Genomic DNA, 18,508 nt, shown 5'->3' with positions numbered 1-18,508 from the left:
TTTATGCCAACTTTTGATTATCATAAGCACAACAGGAGAGCTTCAATGAAAAAGATTTTGGTGATGACTGCAGTGCTTGCATTAATGGGCTGTGCAGAAAAGAAACCCTTAACCCCTGAAGAACAATGGCAAGGCTATTGTCGAAGTGTTGGCAACGCTGCGCGTACCATTATGTTAGATCGTCAAAATGCGATTGAAAAAGAACGTGCCATTGAACATGCCAATAAAATTGAAGATGACATTACCCGTAATTTTATCTTAGAGATTATTGCGCAAGTCTATGCATTACCAATTGAAGAAATTAATGCTGATGTTGATGCGGCACGTGAAAAAGTCCGTGCGCAATTTACTGAAAAATGTATCGCGACACCGCATGATAAAATGCCTGATTACAAACCGTTCTAAAGGAACGGTTTTTATGAATTAAAATGAGAGTCTGTTACTATTTCATAAATGACTTGTGCTATAGGCTAAAACTAAGCAGATCAGGCATGGAACGAAAGGAATAGCGAGAGTATTGTGAAGTTTCATAACGTAATCTGAGAAAATTTTAGCCACATGAGCAAAAACAAAGTAGTGTTTTTTGCTGCGCAAAGAGGCGAGCATATTTTTTCTATTGCGTTATGAGTCAGTCATTTAGGATGAATAAACTTCCTGTTTCATGTCTTATATTAGCTTAAAAATATGCGTAGTCGCATATATAGACGAAGTGTCAACAGACTCTAAAACATGCTTTAAAGTTTACTATCTTTTACTAAAAAATAGCCTAAGTAAATCAAGCGTCTAAAACTAAAATAAATTGTGACAAGTTCTAAATCTTAAAACTAGTAAAGCTTATCTTTTTCATTAATAATTAAAAAAGATAATAAAAATAGTAGGAGCGCATAATGGAAGTAGTTGCTTACCTGCATAATGCAGATTTGCTCTTAGAAGATGAACTAGGTGTCGCAGTGATTGGCGGCAGTCATTATGTTTTGAGTTTAGGTGATCGGGTGTATCTACTTCAGCAAATTGATACACCTACAAAGATATATCAAGTTCAAATTTCGTTGACAAGTGCAGAACATTGCATACTGCATGAAGATGAAATTCAACTCAAGTTTGAAGGTAGTCGTGAACAATTACAGCACTATCTTCAAGCCATAACAGTACACTAAGGTGGAATATCATTCATTCATTAGAACAGGCAACATGGGTGTTGCCTTTTTTACGAGTTAAACTTTAGGCGAAAAGTTAGTGTACATACAGACAAAGTTAAAATTAACTCGTGTTTTGCCTGTAAATTAAACAATATGCGCATCATTTAGTTATAAAATAATGGGCATCACAAAGAAACACTCTAGTTGCATTAACTTTTAACTGGAAGTTTAGTAAAATTTTGCAGTCCATATTGTTTGTGATGCTTTAAAAGCAGGAATTCACAAATAATTTTTTAAAAAAGAGGAATAACACCGTGCTAGAAGCTTACCGCCAACACGTTGAAGAACGTGCCGCACTCGGAGTCCCACCGAAGCCACTTGATGATGCTCAAACTGCTGCATTAGTTGAATTATTAAAAAATCCACCAGCAGGCGAAGAAGCTTACTTGGTTGATTTGCTTGAAAACCGTGTACCTGCAGGTGTTGACCAAGCGGCATACGTTAAAGCTGCTTTCTTAGCTGCTGTAGCAAAAGGTGAAGCAACCTCTCCACTCGTTTCTAAAGAGCGTGCTGTTTACTTACTAGGCACAATGCTTGGTGGTTATAACGTAGCACCTTTAGTAGAGCTTTTAGACAATGCTGAATTGGGTGGCTTAGCAGCTGAAGCATTGAAAAAAACTTTGCTTGTATTTGATGCGTTCCATGACGTTGCTGACAAAGCAAAAGCAGGTAACGAAAACGCGAAAGCAGTTTTACAATCTTGGGCTGATGCTGAGTGGTTCACATCGCGTCCAGATGTTCCTGAAGAAATCAAACTTACAGTGTTCAAAGTTACTGGCGAAACCAACACTGACGACTTGTCACCTGCACAAGACGCATGGAGCCGTCCAGACATTCCATTGCACGCAAATGCAATGTTGAAAAACGTACGTGATGGCATCAACCCAGAAGTTCCTGGTGAAGTTGGTCCATTAAGTCAAATCAAAGAATTGATCGCGAAAGGCAACCAAGTTGCTTACGTAGGTGACGTTGTAGGTACGGGTTCAAGTCGTAAGTCTGCAACTAACTCAGTACTTTGGTTCTTCGGTGACGAAATTCCACACATTCCAAACAAAAAAGAAGGTGGTTACTGCTTAGGCGGTAAAATTGCGCCAATCTTCTTCAACACAATGGAAGATGCTGGCGCGTTACCAGTAGAGATCGATGTTTCTAACATGAACATGGGCGATGAAATTACGCTTAAGATCGATCACGCCTCTGCTAAAGTAACAGCGTTCAAAGACGGCGCGCTAATCGCTGAATCTGAACTTAAAACTCCAGTGCTTTTAGACGAAGTACGTGCGGGCGGTCGTATTAACTTGATCGTTGGTCGTGGTTTGACAACTAAAGCGCGTGAAGCTTTAGGTCTTGCACCATCTACATTGTTCCGTACTCCAGTTCAGCCTACTGACTCTGGTAAAGGCTTCACATTGGCTCAAAAAATGGTAGGTCGCGCTTGTGGTCTTCCAGAAGGTCAAGGTGTTCGTCCAGGTACTTACTGTGAACCTAAGATGACGACCGTTGGTTCTCAAGATACAACAGGTCCAATGACGCGTGACGAATTAAAAGATTTAGCTTGCTTAGGTTTCTCTGCAGACTTAGTGATGCAATCTTTCTGTCACACAGCTGCGTATCCAAAACCAGTTGACGTTCAAATGCAACACACGCTTCCTGACTTCATCATGAACCGTGGTGGTGTTTCTTTACGTCCAGGTGACGGTATTATCCACTCTTGGTTAAACCGTATGCTTCTTCCAGATACAGTTGGTACTGGTGGTGACTCGCATACTCGTTTCCCAATTGGTATTTCTTTCCCAGCGGGTTCTGGTCTTGTAGCGTTCGCTGCAGCAACTGGTGTTATGCCACTTGACATGCCAGAGTCTGTTCTTGTGAAGTTCAAAGGTAAAATGCAACCTGGTATCACTCTACGTGACCTAGTACATGCGATTCCTTACTACGCAATTAAAGAAGGTGACTTAACTGTAGAGAAGAAAGGTAAGAAAAACATCTTCTCTGGTCGTATCTTAGAAATCGACTTAACAGAAATGGAAACTGATTTAACTGTTGAGCAAGCATTTGAATTGTCTGATGCTTCTGCTGAGCGTTCAGCTGCTGGTTGTGCGATCACACTTTCTGAAGAGAAAGTTGCTGAATACCTTCGTTCAAACATCACCATGCTGAAGTGGATGATTTCTGAAGGTTATGGCGATGCGCGCACTATCGCTCGCCGTGTTGAGAACATGGAAAAATGGTTAGCGAACCCATCACTTCTTAAAGCTGATGCAGACGCTGAATACACTAAAGTGTATGAAATTGACCTTGCAGACATTAAAGAGCCAATCCTTTGCTGCCCGAACGACCCAGATGATGCAAAACTTCTTTCTGACGTTCAAGGTGACAAAATTGATGAAGTGTTCATCGGTTCTTGTATGACAAACATCGGTCACTTCCGTGCTGCTGGTAAGTTATTAGACAAAGTTCCTGGTGGTTCTTTATCTACTCGTCTATGGTTAGCGCCTCCAACTCGTATGGACGAGCGTCAACTTATGGAAGAAGGCTTCTACAACATTTATGGTAAAGCGGGTGCACGTACAGAAATGCCAGGTTGTTCATTATGTATGGGTAACCAAGCGCGTGTAGCACCGAACACAACTGTAGTATCTACTTCTACACGTAACTTCCCGAACCGTTTAGGTCAAGGTGCTAACGTATACTTAGCTTCTGCTGAGCTTGCATCTGTTGCTGCGGTACTTGGTAAGTTACCAACACCAGAAGAATACCAACAGTACGCTTCTCAAATCGACAGCATGTCTGCTGACATCTACAAATACTTGAACTTTGACCAGATGGAAAGCTATACAGACGCTGCTGCGAAAGTAGACACTAAGAAAATTGCTGCTGCTCAGTTGACCTAAGTCAGAAAAAGCAAAGCTGAATAAGCTTTGCTTTAACGCAAGAGCAAATTTATGATTTGCTTGAGTGTTGAGCAATAAGCAAGGTAAGGGCTGATAATTCAGCCCTTATTTTTTTTGTAAAATTACCACTCATCTTAAAATAATGAGATGTACCTCACAAAATATATAAATTTTGATATATAATTAAAGAATAAATATAATTTTTGGTAAAAAATCAATTAAATTAAACATTTATTTTTAATTTTTTAAAAAATTGTTTATTTTTTTAGTAACTTACTATAATAAAATAAGAAATTGTATGTTTTTTGAAATTTTTAGTTAACTTCTCATCTGTACGCAGCTTTTAAGATTTCAGACGCCAAAATATAAAACTGGGTTGTTTTATGAATTTAATAGAAACAGTTTTTGATTTTAAAGCGCTTTCAGTGCAGCAGCAATCGTACTTTTTTGAAAAAATTTATCAATTCGATCAAAAAGTCTTTCCAAATTCGAGTTTAGAAGAATTAAAAGCCTTTGTTTATGACCCTGATGCAATCACAGTCACGGTTATTCAATTTCATGACCGAGAGCAGTTAGTTGGGCAAAATATTATTCTTCTTATTCTGATTCATTATAATGAACAGACTATGTATGTCGTGAATTTACGTGCGAGTTTTTTGTCTGAATATCAAAAACAAAATTTAACGATTCTGAGTACAGTCAAAGCCATATTGAATCAACGCTTAAAAAATCCATTTATTCTAGTGTGGTTTGTGATTAGCATTAATCAACCGAAGATTTACTCTTTGTTTGCTTCGCGTTCTAAAAATTTTTACCCAAGGGTCGGGAAAATCATGCCTAAGGAATATCACGAAGTTTTACAACTTATGGCAGCACGTTATCCTGAAATTCAAAAGCGCAGTGAAGGCGTATATGTGCATGAAACTCATTCTCCAGCAAGAAGTTTTGAACAATTGACGCACTTAAGAATTCCACAGGATGTACATTGCAACTTCTTTTTGCAACACGCACCTGATTATTTTGATGGTTGGGGCATTATGTGTATTTGTAAATTAGACGGTAAAACTTTATCTGAAACGGCACTTAATTTGGCACTGAACCGTAAAGTGGATTAGGTGCTTCCCACATCGAAAAATTGTGAGTTACATATTTCTGTGTCTGTCATGTTAAATCTATGTAGTATTAGATGATGGGTTTGGGGAGTGATACAGAGTAATTATCGTTTCCATTAAAAATTATTGGGTGAAATAATGATCTTGATGTTTACAGTTGCGACAAAATAAGGACACATAATTTTCTGCATCATAATCGACAGTTAGTTCATCCGAACCGCAGTGCATACAGCGTTTGAGTGAATAAAATTTAAGTCGTGCTTCAATTTTTCGCCAAGAACGCCACACAGGTTGAAAGAAAATCCGTTCGTCATAACCCAAAAAGTGGAAGAATAAAATTTCGCTCATATAGCTGAAAGGCAAATTCGGCGGGCGTGGAAGGGTAGTGGTTTCCCATTTTTCAGCCACTGACCGTTCTCGGTATTGCTGCACAGTCTTTTTCAGTAAATTGGTATTAATAAAGTTTTCATTGCGTGGTTTGAGTGCTTTTTGTTGGTATAAATATTCCAAAGCTGTTTGCACTAAGTAATAAATTTGCCCAACCGCTAAGACATCTAAAAGTTGGTAGCAAAAGTTCTGAAAACTATGGTTGCCCGCAATTTGTATGCCCCAAGTCCGACAATAAAATTGCATAAACTGCACAATTTCTTGATATAGCAATAAATACAGCGCATCTTTGACTTCATCTGCCGTTTTGAACGGTGTACCCATGCTTAGATTTTCATAAAACCAATAGCGTAATTGTTGTGTTATGCTGAATAAACTCGGTTCAGAATAACCATCTAAACGGACATTGATGTAATATTGCTGGGCATTTTCGGCAAAATCTTTGGCAATTAATATGTGCTCTTTTAGCAAATGTTTGATCATACCGTGCTGAAAAAAATAGTTGGGGGTAATATTCAAATACTTGATTTTTTCCCAATCTATAAATTCTTCATGTGGAATATGTTCCTGTGCATGCTGATCTAAGATACTCAATAAAAATAATTTATCTATAAAACGCAGCTGATTTAATTCACGTTCAGGTGCATCCTGTTTTTTTAATTTTTGTTGTTCTTGCAAGCGGGTTTCCGCCATGATTTTTTTGCGTTGTTGGGTGCAGCTTGCGCAATGACAGTTTTGTTGTTGGCTATTTTGAAAGATGCGATGTTCACAATGGCTACATTGGTGAAAATTTAATTCCTGCTCATATTGTTCTGCTTCTACCCAATACATAGATGCCTGACACAAAGGGCATAATGTGCTTTCATCTAATTGTTTTTGCAGAATTTGTAGCATTGTGAAATAGAAGCTCAAGTAAATGGTGATATGGCATTATACATGGCTTGTGTACTGAAAAGTGGAAGCTTCTGTGCTTTTGATCATTATCAAAATTAGCATGTGTTGGTCGTATTTGAAGAGAAATTGCATTTCAAAATAATAAATTTACAGGCAATAGAAATATAGGTATTGATTTATATCGTCTGCTTTTATGTTACTTGTACAGGATTAGTCCAGATAGGATTGAAAAGCTTGGGTTGAGCGCCCATATAAATCAGCGTTGTTGAACAAGACTGAAATAGATTGTGCGCAGACAGATGCTGAAAGTTGTCGTATGATGATCGTAGCTTCACAAAAACAAGCGCATCGCCACAAAGAATGAGGACAAGATGAATATTGCAGCAAATCCTATGGTTGAAGCCAACCAAACTATCTATTTAAAAGACTATAAAAAGCCTTCATTCTTGGTAGATGCTGTAGAGCTAGATATTCAAGTCTATGCGGATTACACCCAAGTGGGTGCAACATTGAAAATGCAACGTCAGACAGCAGGCGATTTGATATTATTTGGGCGTGATTTAGAAGTAAAATCCATTATTTTGAATGGTAACGAATTATCGGAAATTGACTATCAATTAGATAGTGAACAGCTCCGCATTGCAAATGCACCCGATCAAGTCACTTTAGAAACCATCGTGATCATTCATCCTGAAAGTAATACGCAACTCGAAGGCTTATATCAGGCAAGTTCTGATTTATTTGTTACTCAAAATGAGCCTGAAGGTTTCCGTAAAATTACCTTCTATCCTGACCGCCCTGACGTATTATCTGTATTTACCACACGTGTCGAAGCTGATAAAAAATATCCTGTGTTGTTGGCGAACGGTAATTTGTTAGAAACAGGTGAAGCAGGTGAAGGTCGTCATTATGCGATTTGGAAAGACCCGACCAAAAAGCCAAGCTATTTATTTGCCTGTGTGATTGGCGATTTAGCAGTCATGAAAGACCACTATGTGACATCTGAAGGACGTAATGTTGCACTGGAAATTTATGCAGAAGAAAAAGACATTCCAAAATGCAAAATTGCCATGCAAGCGTTAAAACATTCTATGCGTTGGGATGAAGAACATTATGGTCTGCCGTATGACTTAGATAATTATATGATTGTGGCGACCAGTGCCTTCAATATGGGCGCAATGGAAAATAAAGGTCTGAATATTTTCAATACGTCATGTGTATTGGCTGATGAAGAATACACCACCGATGCTGCGATTATGCGTGTACAGTCCGTGATTGCGCATGAATATTTTCATAACTGGACAGGTAATCGTATAACTTGCCGCGATTGGTTCCAGTTATGTTTAAAAGAAGGTTTAACGGTATTCCGTGACCAATCTTTCTCTGAAGATTTACAGTCTGCTGCTGTACAGCGTATTGATGATGTGGCGGTGCTCAAAGCACATCAATTCCCTGAAGATTCTGGTCCGTTATCGCACCCACCACGTCCAGATCATTTTGTAGAAATTAATAACTTTTATACCGCAACAGTCTATGAAAAAGGTGCGGAAATTAACCGCATGATGTCGACTTTACTTGGTAAAGAAAAATTCCGTAAAGGCAGTGATGAATATTTCCGTCGTCATGATGGACAAGCAGTTACGGTAGAAGATTGGGTCAATGCTTTAAGCGCAGGTTCAGGTGTCGATTTATCTAATTTCCTGACTTGGTACAATCAACCTGGTACACCAAAACTTGAAGTGCAGGGCGAATACGATGCGACTACACAGGTTTATCGCTTAAATTTAAAACAAAGCCTGAAAAGTAATGCCAAATATCCAAACTTAAAAGCATTGCCTATTCCTGTTGCACTGGCATTGTTCAATGCTGAAACAGGCGAGCAATATATCTTGCAGTCTGAAGCTTTGGTTGAAAATTCAGTGAAAGATGGCGTGTATTTGTTTGATCAGGCGCAAGCAAGTATTGAATTTAGTGGTGTAACAGCGCATCCCGTTGTTTCTTTATTACGTAATTTTTCTGCACCTGTGAATTTAGAATTTAACTATTCTAATGATGAATTGGCATTTTTGATGCAGCATGAAACCAATGGCTTTAACCAGTGGCAGGCGACTCAGACGCTATTGGAACGTATTTTATTGGAAGAACATGCGGCAGATACTTATTTGCAAGCTATGAAAAATACAGTACCTGCTTTAATTGAAAAAGATCCTTTGTTGGCATCGCGTATTTTTGATGTACCTTCTGAAAGCTATTTGGGCAGCCGCATAGATCAAAATTATCAACCTGAAAAAATTCAGCAACAACGCAATGCATTGTTAGATACATTAGCGCGGGAACTTGGTGCATTCTGTAAAGAAACCTTTTTAAGTCTTGACCCAGACATGCAGCAAGATTTCTCTCAGGCGATGGGTGTTCGTGCGTTAAAAAATATCATGTTGGCATTAATTGCGCGTCAGGGCGATGCCGAAGCGTTTGAGCTGGCACAGCAGCAATATCAAACAACTCGAAATATGTCTGAGCGTTTAGGGGCATTGCGTGTCTTGGTATGGAATGATGCACCGCAAGCCAAAGCTGCTTTGGAAGATTTTTATACACGTTTTAAAGATGAAGCTTTAGCACTTGATCAATGGTTTATGGTGCAAGCTTCACATCCAAAAGCGACAGCTGAAAGCATTCAAGCTTTAACTGCGCATCCTGATTATGATTTGGGTACACCTAACCGTATTCGTTCAGTCAGTGGTGGTTTAAATAGCAACCCTGTGAATACATGGAGTTTCGGTGTTCAGCATTTTATTGACTTAGCCAAGTATTTAGACGAGAAAAACCCAATTGTCGGTGCACGTTTATTACAAGTGTTGTCACGTTGGTACACTTTGGCAGAGCCACAGCGTAGTCAAGTACGAGCTGCATTGGTTGGGTTGCAGTCAGTGGTAAAATCCAAGAATGTGGTTGAGACCTTAAATTCGATGTTGGATGTTTAATTGATATTGTATTTGTTTAGCTTGGATTGATGTAAAAGCATCAGTCTATAAAAGCACAATTCATTTAAGTTGTATAAGAAAAGCCTGCAAGAGCGCAATGCTGTTCACTTAAGAGGAGCAGCATTTCGATCTACTGGATAACGGGTTTTTGACATCTTAACCGTTTGGGGTGTTGTAGGCCTCGAACACCTTTCCAGAAACAGGCTACTTATCTCTGATCTCAGCTCCGATAGCCGCCTGCCAGTTCTTGATAATGGGTTGGCATTCGCCATCACAATCAGCTGAACGGCTATGTACTGGCATACAGGCTTGAAACGGATATTCGAAGCTGAACGTCCAAAGGCCACCGCTGCAAATGCCGCTTCTCGCCGGATAATATTGTAGGTCAGTAACAGACCCCCCACAACTCTTGATAATCCAGCTCTACTGTCATGCTGTGAAGCGTGATGGCATTATGCTGCATCGAGCTTTTAATATCCCGAAAACCTAATTCGATTTCCCAGCGTTCTTGATAGAGTCTAGCCAAATATTTAGTCTTCTTGCCACTTCATGGACAGGCTCATCACGAAAAATCGCCATTCCGAGAACCAGTCAGAGGATCTGATCTGCGGGCAAGCGTCGCCTGCGGATAGTAGCCGAACTGCTCAATTGAAGTGCAGATTCAACCCACTCAAGGGGGGGATGTTGTGAGTAAATGTATTCAGATCCGAGAAGTTAAACAGACCGTTGAGGTCGAGAAGATCCTGCTGAAACACCATAAAAAATCCGATGCCAAACCTGACATCGAATCCTCTAACAAACTCCGCCACGCTTCAAATGCTTAAGTGAACAGCATTGCTGCAAGAGCGGGCTTTTCTTATTTTGAATGCTCAAACAATGAAAAAGAATCACTGTTTAGTTGCGCACTACGTTTAAGAAATATAAATGTCGTTCATATTGTTCCAGAATATCTTGAAGTAAGTCTTCTTGCGTCCACTCCATCACATTGTAGTTTTTACCACCTTCACGTAAGAACACTTCAGCAATATAGAATTGTTGATTTTCTTCATGTTGATCCTGCAGCATGAAACTTGGTGCACGAGTGGTATTGGCAACCACCTGATAAATAAAATTAATTTCATCGTGATGATTGACCTTGAGTAATAAGCCATGATCGACCTCTACAATAGATACATCTAGCTGACGGCGCTGAAATTCCCGTTGTAAATTTTGAAATGCTTGGCGCACATTGTGTTTAATATATGCTTTAACCTCAGACTCGCTATGCGGATAATGCATAATTAAACTTAAACGCTGTTGCCAGCTTCTTGGATTATGTATGGCGCGAGGCGTAATTCGAGCACTTTGTAATGCTTGAACTTTGGTCACATCTAAACATAAAGCTTTAATAAGCCCAAAGCACAACAACAGCATAATAAACGTGAATGGTAGGGCACTCATAATGACCGCAGATTGTAATGCTTCCAAACCGCCAGCGATCAATAAAATAATAGAAAGTACAGCAATGGTTGCAGTCCAAAATAGACGTTGCCATGCAGGTGAATATTCTGTTTTTGCTGTTAAATAATCAGTGATTAAAGACCCAGAATCAGCAGAAGTCACAAAGAATAGAAAAACTAAAATTGTAGCAAGTAGGCTTGAAATACCTGAAAGTGGCAAGTGCTTTAAAAACTCGAATAAAGCCACAGAGGAGTCTTTTTCTACCGCAGCCACCAAACTGTCTTGGTTTTCGAATAGAATGCTGAATAGCGCAGCATTTCCCATAAACCCCATCCAAACCAATGTGAACCCAGTTGGAATAAGCAATACGCCAACAATAAACTCACGGATGGTACGTCCGCGAGAAACACGGGCAATAAACATTCCTACAAAAGGCGACCAAGAAATCCACCACGCCCAATACATGATGGTCCAACCGCCAATCCAACCTGTTGGTTGATAAGCATAAAGATTGAAGGTCATTGCAAATAAATTAGAAACATATTGGCCAATATTTTGGATGGTGGTTTGCAAAACATAGATGCTAGAACTAGCGAAAAATACAAATGTGAGTAGGATTACCGCCAAAATAATATTCAGTTCTGATAGCCGTTTAATGCCTTTATCCAGTCCAAGAAAAACTGAAAATGATGCAAGTGCACTGACTAAAACAATTAAAATAATTTGGGTTTGAATGCTATTTTCTAGACCAAATAAATAGTTGAGTCCTGAGCTAATTTGAGTAACACCAAAGCCTAAAGTGGTTGCAATACCAAAGATTGTTCCTATGGTTGCAAAAGTATCAATCCCATCGCCAATTGGGCCATAAATTCGCTTACCAATAATTGGATATAAACCTGAGCGTACTTTTAAAGGCAAGTGATGTCTAAAAGAAAAATAAGCAAGACTTAAACCAACTAAAGCGTAAATAGCCCATGCATGTAAACCCCAGTGGAAAAAGGTGATGCGCATAGATTGCTGTGCAGATTGAATTGTTTCAGGAGTACCAGTGGGAGGACTGACATAGTGCATGACAGGCTCAGCCACACCAAAAAACATTAACCCAATCCCCATACCTGCAGTAAACAACATAGCAAACCATGAGCTATTTTTGTATTCGGGTTCACTATGGTCTGGGCCTAATTTAATACGGCCCATTTTAGATAAGGCAATACAGGTGAGCGCAATTAGAAAAATGGCAACCGCAATTACATAGAACCAGCTAAAAGAGGCAGTAATCCATTGGTTTAATTGTTTGGTAAGTAAGTTGAACGCATCTGGAATAAATATAACGAGAGCTAAAAAAACTGCAATAATAATCACGGTACTAAAAAATACATTTGGATTGACGTTATCAAACCAAGATGTTTTTTTGGAAGGCATAATTCCCCCGTATTTTGTAGTTGTTGAAATTAAAAGAAAAAATGAAACATTTCATGCAGAGTGACAAAAGGTCGGAAATTCATCCGAAGCTGATTGTTCTTGATGCTGATTTATCGGAAGAACAACTATTTTAGAATTGTATCATTGAATTTATCATTGAGTAAAATCTATCATTCGTGGGATTAATCAGAAGTCATAAAAGCACAAATTAAAACAAAAACAGCGGTTTCACACTTATCCCAATCATACAAAAAGCAAAGCTATATTATAGCCTTAAATGCATGTAATTTAAGTGAGTAATCAGTTTTATAAGAGACGCAATTTGCATGAAAAAGGGGTTTATGCGTGTTGTACATTTACTCACCTCATCTGACTTGGGAAAAACAAACTTGTATGTTAGTTTGAATGAAAAGGACTGTTTTTATGCAATGAATTGATGCAGATCAGTATTTAAATTAATGACACAATATGAGGCATAAAATGGCTAAACATTATGACTATTTAGTTATTGGGGCGGGTAGTGGCGGTATTGCTTCAGTGAATCGTGCGGCACAATATGGAAAAAAATGCGCTTTAATTGAATCAGCAGATTTAGGTGGTACTTGTGTAAACGTAGGCTGTGTGCCTAAAAAAGTCATGTGGTATTCGGCCCAAATTGCTGATGCCATTCAAAAATATGCCCCAGATTACGGTTTTAATACTGAATTAAAATCGCATGATTGGAATACGCTAATTCAAAATCGTCAAGCTTATATTCAGCGCATCCACGCATCGTACCAATCAGGTTTAGTTAAAAACAATGTTGATGTAATCCCAGGCTTTGCTCGTTTTGTAGATGAAAAAACAGTTGAAGTAAATCAGCAGCAATACACTGCAGACCACATTTTAATTGCCACAGGCACTGAGCCAACACGTCCAGATATAGAAGGGGCGGAGCTAGGAATTGATTCAAACGGTTTCTTTGAATTGCAACAATTGCCAAAACGCACAGCAATTATTGGCTCTGGTTATATTGCCGTAGAGTTGGCAGGTGTTTTAAATGCCTTGGGTTCAGAAGTCGGTTTGTTTATTCGTAAGCAATTGCCGCTGCGTAGTTTAGATCAATTTTTAGGTGAAACACTACTTCAATGTATGCGTGATGAACATATCCAAGTGCATACGCAAGCCATTCCAAAGAAAGTCATACGCCAAGCGGATCAGTCTTTGTTATTACATCTTGAAGATGGCTCACAGCACGAGGTTGATTGCTTGATTTGGGCGGTGGGACGTAAACCAAATACACAAGCATTGAACTTGACTGCTGCGAATGTGCAGACTGATGAAAAAGGATATATCGCTGTAGATCAATTTCAAAATACCAGCCAAGCGGGTATTTATGCGGTGGGCGATATTATTGGAAAAATTGAGCTGACTCCAGTTGCTGTTGCAGCAGGACGTAAGTTGTCTGAACGCTTATTCAACCACAAACCTAATGAATATTTAGATTATCAAAATGTTGCCACGGTGGTCTTTAGTCATCCGCCTATCGGTACGGTGGGTTTAAGCGAAGCGCAAGCCATTGAACAGTTTGGACAAGATCAGATCAAAGTTTATCAATCTTCTTTTACCTCAATGTACACAGCTATAACTCAGCATCGTCAAGTTTCTAAAATGAAGTTAGTCTGTGTTGGTGATGAACAGAAAGTCGTGGGTGTGCATGGTATTGGCTATGGCATGGATGAAATTTTGCAAGGTTTTGCAGTCGCGGTCAAAATGGGCGCGACCAAGCAAGATTTTGACAATACTGTCGCAATTCATCCAACTGCTGCAGAAGAATTTGTGACTATGCGCTAATGGAGTAGCGTAGTCGCACACAAAGAGTATGGGTTAAAAAAATCCATACTCTTTTTTATTTTTGAAATTTGTAGATAAAAAATCAGAAGATAAACGTCAGAAAGATAAAGTTTGTTATCGTTATTTAGTTAGCCTAATAAGAAACCCACCGAAGTGGGCTTGTGCGATTAAACACTATCAATTGTGTTTGGGATAAGTTATCTCACGAAAATAATTAAGGTTTGATTAACAATCTTTAGTTTTATTAAGCATTTCTTTAGAAATTGTTAGCTGTTACTGCAAAGATTTTAAATCTATGTTATAATGTAGTTTGTACAATAAAAATATTTCTATTCTCTCGTAGTTATTCATCATCATGCTGTGCTGCATTTATTTCCTGTGTACTGCAAATGAAGTGTGGTGGATGTTGTTGTATTAAAAATATTATGCTCAAATTTTAATTTGGGCTTGATTTGTAAGTTATAAATGAATTGGTGTAAATATTGAAAAAAATGCAAACAATGCTTGCGAAAGCAGTGAATGGTCGTGAAATTATGGTGTCTTTGGTGGCATCAAAGAAAAAGCAAAATACCCGTGATGGTTTTAAATGGGTCGAAGTCGGAAAGCATGTATTATTGGAATGTGGTCAGGAAATTGAACTGAATTTAGATGGTCGCAGTTTTTATACCGATACGCATGAGATGTACCGTTTACCGCATCGGGTCAATTCAGTTTTAGTCTGAAATGAATATTCAACCTAGCTAAACTGGATTGCGTAAAATATGCAATTGAGAAAAGTTTTAAAAGTTTTTATCTAGAAAAATCCCGTTCATTGGTGAACGGGATTTTTTTAATTTGTGTTTTAATGGGGCAAAGCACAGTTGGTATTAAATTAGACCTTAACAATCAAAACAGGAACAGGAGACTGAGTCAGTACGTTTTGGGCAACGCTACCGAGCATCATCTTTTTCACTCCAGTACGGCCATGCGAACCCATAATAATCAAGTCTGCACCAATTTCATTGGCAATTTGTACAATCCCTTCTGAAGCTGCAACACCACGAATAATTTTGGTATCTACCGAAATACCTTCACGGCTAAAAGATTGTTGAATTTCAGCCAAACGATTTTGTGCATTTTGTTCAGCCTGCATGAAGTAATCGGTAATTGCAGGGGCAACTTTGTAGAAGTCCACGCCCACAAAAGGATCAACTGCAATTACACTCATAATGGTGACAGGGCAATTTAGATCTTTTGCCAATGAAAGTGCTTGTTCTGCTGCAGCATAAGACATAGGCGACTCATCTACTGGAACAAGTAAGTGTTTATAAGTTGTCATGGCAAATCCTGATTTAAAATTTATGATGAAAATATGGCGTAAATTTGTGATTAAGCTTTAACTACAAGCACAGGTAATTCTGTATGGCGTAATACGTCTGTGGCAAAGCTACCCAATAATAATTTTTGGAAACCTTTACGACCATGTGAACCTATCACAATCACATCGGCATTTAAATCTTTCGCGGTTTTGATTACACCTTCCGCAGATACTAAGCCCTCAACCACGCGAGTTTCTGCATTTACACCCAACGCTTTCGCAATTTCATCTGCCTCTTTTAATGCCTTTTGTGCGTTTGCTGTGGCTTGTACAAAGTATTCTTTCATAATGGCAGATGAATAATTATAGTAAAAGTCTGAATCGGTAAATGGGTCTTCCGCAACAAGGCTAATTAAGGTGAGTTTGCTGTTAAATACTTTGGCAATTTCAGCTGCATGTTTGACCGCTGAAAAAGAAATTTGTGAACCATCTACAGGGACTAAAATATTTTGGTACGACATACGAGTAACTCCAGAAATTATGATTATTCGCTTTACACTTTTATTGATAGCATATAGTCTATATAGGTTCAATTAAAAATCTGAAAAAATATTGATAATTCATTTAATTACCCGCCAAATTTGCTGAGAGAAAAGATAAGCTGAAAATGATAAAATTGCTTAACTTAACAGCAAAGCTATACGATAAAATAAGCTGGTAAATTTGCAAAAATAAACAGACCTCATATTTTAAATTACGTGGGGTTGAATTAGGCGTATGAATCTTGAGGGAAATGTGGTTTGAAATTATTTTGGATGTTGCTGTGTTTTATGTTGTTAAGTGCTTGCCAAACCACGCAGCAGAACAGTCGAATCATTGCTAGTGCATTTAATCTCACCACAGGTTTGCAGCAAAAAATTATGGATCGCTATGCACCCAAAAACATACAAGTGCAGCATGATATCGTGTATGCCACGCAGCCTAATTTGAGTTTTGATTTGTATCAAGACAGTCAATTGCAAGATTTAGCCGCTCGCCCGACCATTGTTTGGATTCATGGTGGTGGCTGGATTGCAGGTTCAAAAGCCCATGCACGTGGTTATTTTAAATTATTGGCTGAGCAGGGTTTTAATGTGATTGCAGTGCAATATCAATTCGCCCCGCATGCAACTTATCCTACTCAGTTGCAACAAATTGATCAGGCTTTAAATTACATCACGCAACATGCAAAAAAGTATCAGCTTAATCCACAACAATTATATTTAGCAGGTGATTCTGCAGGTGCGAATTTAGCCAGCCATTATGCTGCATTATTGAGTAATCCAGCATTTGCACAGCAGTCTAATTTACAGCTGACTATTCAGAACAAACAACTCAAAGGGCTAATTTTACACTGCGGGATATATGATTTAAAAGCGTTTGTTGAAACTGCGCCAGATGAAATGAATATCGTAGAGTGGGGTGTTTATAATTTGGTGCAGGCTTATACGGGAGATCGGAAACAGGACAGTGAATTCCTGAAAAATATTTCACCTATTCACCATTTAACAGCAAATTATCCTGCGGTATTTATTAGTGGTGGTAATAAAGACTTTTTAACAGGAACTCAATCTTTGCCGATGCTGCATGCTTTGCAGCAACAGAAGATTCCTGTGACGACAGCATTTTATCCAGATACTAAAGCATGGTTAATTCATGAATATCAATTTTTTATGCACCAAAAAGAAAGCCAGCAAACTTTTGCTAAAACAGTGGAATTTATCAGAAACACAGCGGCCCAGTAATGCATCGCGCGTAGAATAAATCAATTCTATGCTTCGGGAAAATTGTTTTTAATCGCTCAGTTTTTTAGCTTTTACTTTGTTTAAACTTTAAAACAGCCAAAACCACACAACCAAAAATCAGTCCCCAAAACGCAGAGCCAATATCAAAAAATTGCACCCCAGAAGCACTAAATAAAAAGCTCAATAAAGCGGCTTCACGTTCTGCAACGTGCTGAAAGGCGAGGGAGAGGTTGTGTCCAATCGTACCAAGTAGCGCGATTCCAGCCAAAGCTGTAATAAAAACAGCAGGGAATGACATCAGTAAACTGGTCAGCGTTGCTGCAAATATCCCCATCAAGATATAAAACAAACCGCAGCTAATTCCCGCAATATAGCGTTTACTTGCATTGGGATGTGATTGATCATCTAAACTAATAGCAGCACTGATGGATGCAATATTGACACTAAAACATCCAAATGGCGCGAAAATCGCTTGTGCTGTGCCTGTCCAACCAATTAAGTGACGTACATTCGGGTTAAAGCCATAGCTTTTGATCATGGCAAGACCAGGCAAATATTGCGATGCCATATTAATCACAAACAAAGGCAGTGCTAAACCCAAAATGGCAGACCAACTTAATTCAGGTTGCATCCAAACTGGTTGCGCAATACTCCATTGCACACTCGGCATTTGAAATTGCAAGAAGATTGGGCATAGCGCGACCCCAATCAATACAGTTAAAACAATGCTATAACGTGGGCTAAATCGTTTTGCCAAGACATAGGCTGCCAATAAGGACAAAATAAACGCCCATTCTTCTTGCAGGCTGGTAAATAGGGCAATTCCAAATTTAAGCAGCACACCTGCCAGCATGGCGCTGGTTAAACTTTGTGGAATATAAGTCAGTACCTTTTCAAAAATACCTAAAAAGCCTAGCACTGCTGTGAGTACGCCACAAAATAAAAAAGCGCCAATTGCTTCGTGTAAGCTATAACCGCTGCCCGTGGCGATAATCAGTGCCAAGCCAGCGGTAGACCATGAGGTCGCCACAGGATATTTAAATTTCCAAGATAAAATCAGCCCGCTTAGACCAATACCGAAACCTAATGCCCAAAACCAAGAGCTGATTTGCTCAGCACTTGCACCTAAAATTTGTGCAGCTTGAATCACTAAAACTGCAGAAACACTAATACCGACCAAGAAGGTAATAAAGCCTGCAAATACTGCAGGTACAGAGAAGTCATTTAAAATTTTTTGCATGCTTACTTAGACATACTTTCTATAA

The 18,508-nt window shown here is 38.9% G+C and carries 13 protein-coding genes and 1 pseudogene; 8 read left to right on the top strand and 6 right to left on the bottom strand.

Going from position 1 to position 18,508, the window contains the following annotated elements:
- Positions 1-45 precede the first annotated feature (45 nt).
- From AC0T5Z_RS07845 to AC0T5Z_RS07830, 4 genes are all read left to right on the top strand, one after another.
- Positions 46-405, top strand: a complete 360-nt coding sequence (locus tag AC0T5Z_RS07845) for a hypothetical protein (RefSeq protein WP_291337883.1) — start codon at positions 46-48, stop codon at positions 403-405.
- A 482-nt stretch (positions 406-887) separates the two neighbouring features.
- Positions 888-1,157 (top strand): hypothetical protein, encoded by a 270-nt coding sequence (locus tag AC0T5Z_RS07840; RefSeq protein WP_291337880.1) that lies wholly within the window; start codon positions 888-890, stop codon positions 1,155-1,157.
- 296 nt (positions 1,158-1,453) lie between these two features.
- Positions 1,454-4,093, top strand: coding sequence for a bifunctional aconitate hydratase 2/2-methylisocitrate dehydratase (locus AC0T5Z_RS07835; protein ID WP_435337230.1), 2,640 nt, complete (start codon positions 1,454-1,456; stop codon positions 4,091-4,093).
- Between the two features lie 383 nt (positions 4,094-4,476).
- Positions 4,477-5,208, top strand: coding sequence for a hypothetical protein (locus tag AC0T5Z_RS07830; RefSeq protein WP_291337876.1), 732 nt, complete (start codon positions 4,477-4,479; stop codon positions 5,206-5,208).
- 120 nt (positions 5,209-5,328) lie between these two features.
- On the opposite strand, the gene AC0T5Z_RS07825 is transcribed toward AC0T5Z_RS07830, so the two are convergent.
- A complete protein-coding gene (locus AC0T5Z_RS07825; RefSeq protein ID WP_291337875.1) occupies positions 5,329-6,486 on the bottom strand; it encodes a hypothetical protein in 1,158 nt (385 codons plus the stop codon).
- Between the two features lie 371 nt (positions 6,487-6,857).
- Between AC0T5Z_RS07825 and pepN the strand changes: the two genes are divergently transcribed.
- Positions 6,858-9,467 (top strand): aminopeptidase N, encoded by a 2,610-nt coding sequence (gene pepN, locus AC0T5Z_RS07820; protein WP_291337873.1) that lies wholly within the window; start codon positions 6,858-6,860, stop codon positions 9,465-9,467.
- Positions 9,468-9,571: 104 nt separating this feature from the next.
- Here pepN and AC0T5Z_RS07815 read toward each other — a convergent pair.
- Together AC0T5Z_RS07815 and AC0T5Z_RS07810 are read right to left on the bottom strand one after the other, a co-directional pair.
- Positions 9,572-9,993: pseudogene (locus tag AC0T5Z_RS07815) on the bottom strand (transposase); the annotation flags it as partial.
- A gap of 368 nt (positions 9,994-10,361) precedes the next feature.
- Entirely contained in the window at positions 10,362-12,329 is a 1,968-nt protein-coding gene (locus AC0T5Z_RS07810) for a BCCT family transporter (protein WP_435336793.1), read from the bottom strand.
- 480 nt (positions 12,330-12,809) lie between these two features.
- Here AC0T5Z_RS07810 and gorA point away from each other — a divergent pair, with 480 nt between their 5' ends.
- Positions 12,810-14,162: a glutathione-disulfide reductase gene (gorA, locus tag AC0T5Z_RS07805; RefSeq protein ID WP_435336794.1), complete on the top strand. Its 1,353-nt coding sequence runs from the start codon at positions 12,810-12,812 to the stop codon at positions 14,160-14,162.
- A gap of 491 nt (positions 14,163-14,653) precedes the next feature.
- Positions 14,654-14,884, top strand: a complete 231-nt coding sequence (locus tag AC0T5Z_RS07800) for a hypothetical protein (protein ID WP_291337868.1) — start codon at positions 14,654-14,656, stop codon at positions 14,882-14,884.
- Between the two features lie 149 nt (positions 14,885-15,033).
- Here the strand turns inward: AC0T5Z_RS07800 and AC0T5Z_RS07795 are convergent, their stop codons facing one another.
- Positions 15,034-15,480, bottom strand: a complete 447-nt coding sequence (locus AC0T5Z_RS07795) for a universal stress protein (RefSeq protein WP_004973247.1) — start codon at positions 15,478-15,480, stop codon at positions 15,034-15,036.
- A 50-nt stretch (positions 15,481-15,530) separates the two neighbouring features.
- Positions 15,531-15,980 carry a universal stress protein gene (locus AC0T5Z_RS07790; protein ID WP_435336795.1) on the bottom strand — a complete coding sequence of 150 codons (450 nt, stop codon included), beginning with the start codon at positions 15,978-15,980 and terminating at the stop codon, positions 15,531-15,533.
- 309 nt (positions 15,981-16,289) lie between these two features.
- Here AC0T5Z_RS07790 and AC0T5Z_RS07785 point away from each other — a divergent pair, with 309 nt between their 5' ends.
- Entirely contained in the window at positions 16,290-17,243 is a 954-nt protein-coding gene (locus AC0T5Z_RS07785) for an alpha/beta hydrolase (protein WP_435336842.1), read from the top strand.
- Between the two features lie 64 nt (positions 17,244-17,307).
- Here the strand turns inward: AC0T5Z_RS07785 and AC0T5Z_RS07780 are convergent, their stop codons facing one another.
- Entirely contained in the window at positions 17,308-18,483 is a 1,176-nt protein-coding gene (locus tag AC0T5Z_RS07780; protein WP_435336796.1) for a benzoate/H(+) symporter BenE family transporter, read from the bottom strand.
- Positions 18,484-18,508: the final 25 nt, after the last annotated feature.

This window comes from Acinetobacter pengchengensis (genome assembly GCF_982235305.1).
Note: the sequence above shows the minus strand (reverse complement) of the source record. Positions and strands in the feature narration are given on the sequence as shown.

What these genes read in the sequence shown, in the direction of transcription:
- AC0T5Z_RS07845 (WP_291337883.1), top strand. Translation starts at nt 46, where the DNA reads ATGAAAAAGATTTTGGTGATGACTGCAGTGCTTGCATTAATGGGCTGT.
- AC0T5Z_RS07840 (WP_291337880.1), top strand. Translation starts at nt 888, where the DNA reads ATGGAAGTAGTTGCTTACCTGCATAATGCAGATTTGCTCTTAGAAGAT.
- AC0T5Z_RS07830 (WP_291337876.1), top strand. Translation starts at nt 4,477, where the DNA reads ATGAATTTAATAGAAACAGTTTTTGATTTTAAAGCGCTTTCAGTGCAG.
- AC0T5Z_RS07825 (WP_291337875.1), bottom strand. Translation starts at nt 6,486, where the DNA reads ATGCTACAAATTCTGCAAAAACAATTAGATGAAAGCACATTATGCCCT.
- pepN (WP_291337873.1), top strand. Translation starts at nt 6,858, where the DNA reads ATGAATATTGCAGCAAATCCTATGGTTGAAGCCAACCAAACTATCTAT.
- AC0T5Z_RS07810 (WP_435336793.1), bottom strand. Translation starts at nt 12,329, where the DNA reads ATGCCTTCCAAAAAAACATCTTGGTTTGATAACGTCAATCCAAATGTA.
- gorA (WP_435336794.1), top strand. Translation starts at nt 12,810, where the DNA reads ATGGCTAAACATTATGACTATTTAGTTATTGGGGCGGGTAGTGGCGGT.
- AC0T5Z_RS07800 (WP_291337868.1), top strand. Translation starts at nt 14,654, where the DNA reads ATGCAAACAATGCTTGCGAAAGCAGTGAATGGTCGTGAAATTATGGTG.
- AC0T5Z_RS07795 (WP_004973247.1), bottom strand. Translation starts at nt 15,480, where the DNA reads ATGACAACTTATAAACACTTACTTGTTCCAGTAGATGAGTCGCCTATG.
- AC0T5Z_RS07790 (WP_435336795.1), bottom strand. Translation starts at nt 15,980, where the DNA reads ATGTCGTACCAAAATATTTTAGTCCCTGTAGATGGTTCACAAATTTCT.
- AC0T5Z_RS07785 (WP_435336842.1), top strand. Translation starts at nt 16,290, where the DNA reads ATGTTGTTAAGTGCTTGCCAAACCACGCAGCAGAACAGTCGAATCATT.
- AC0T5Z_RS07780 (WP_435336796.1), bottom strand. Translation starts at nt 18,483, where the DNA reads ATGCAAAAAATTTTAAATGACTTCTCTGTACCTGCAGTATTTGCAGGC.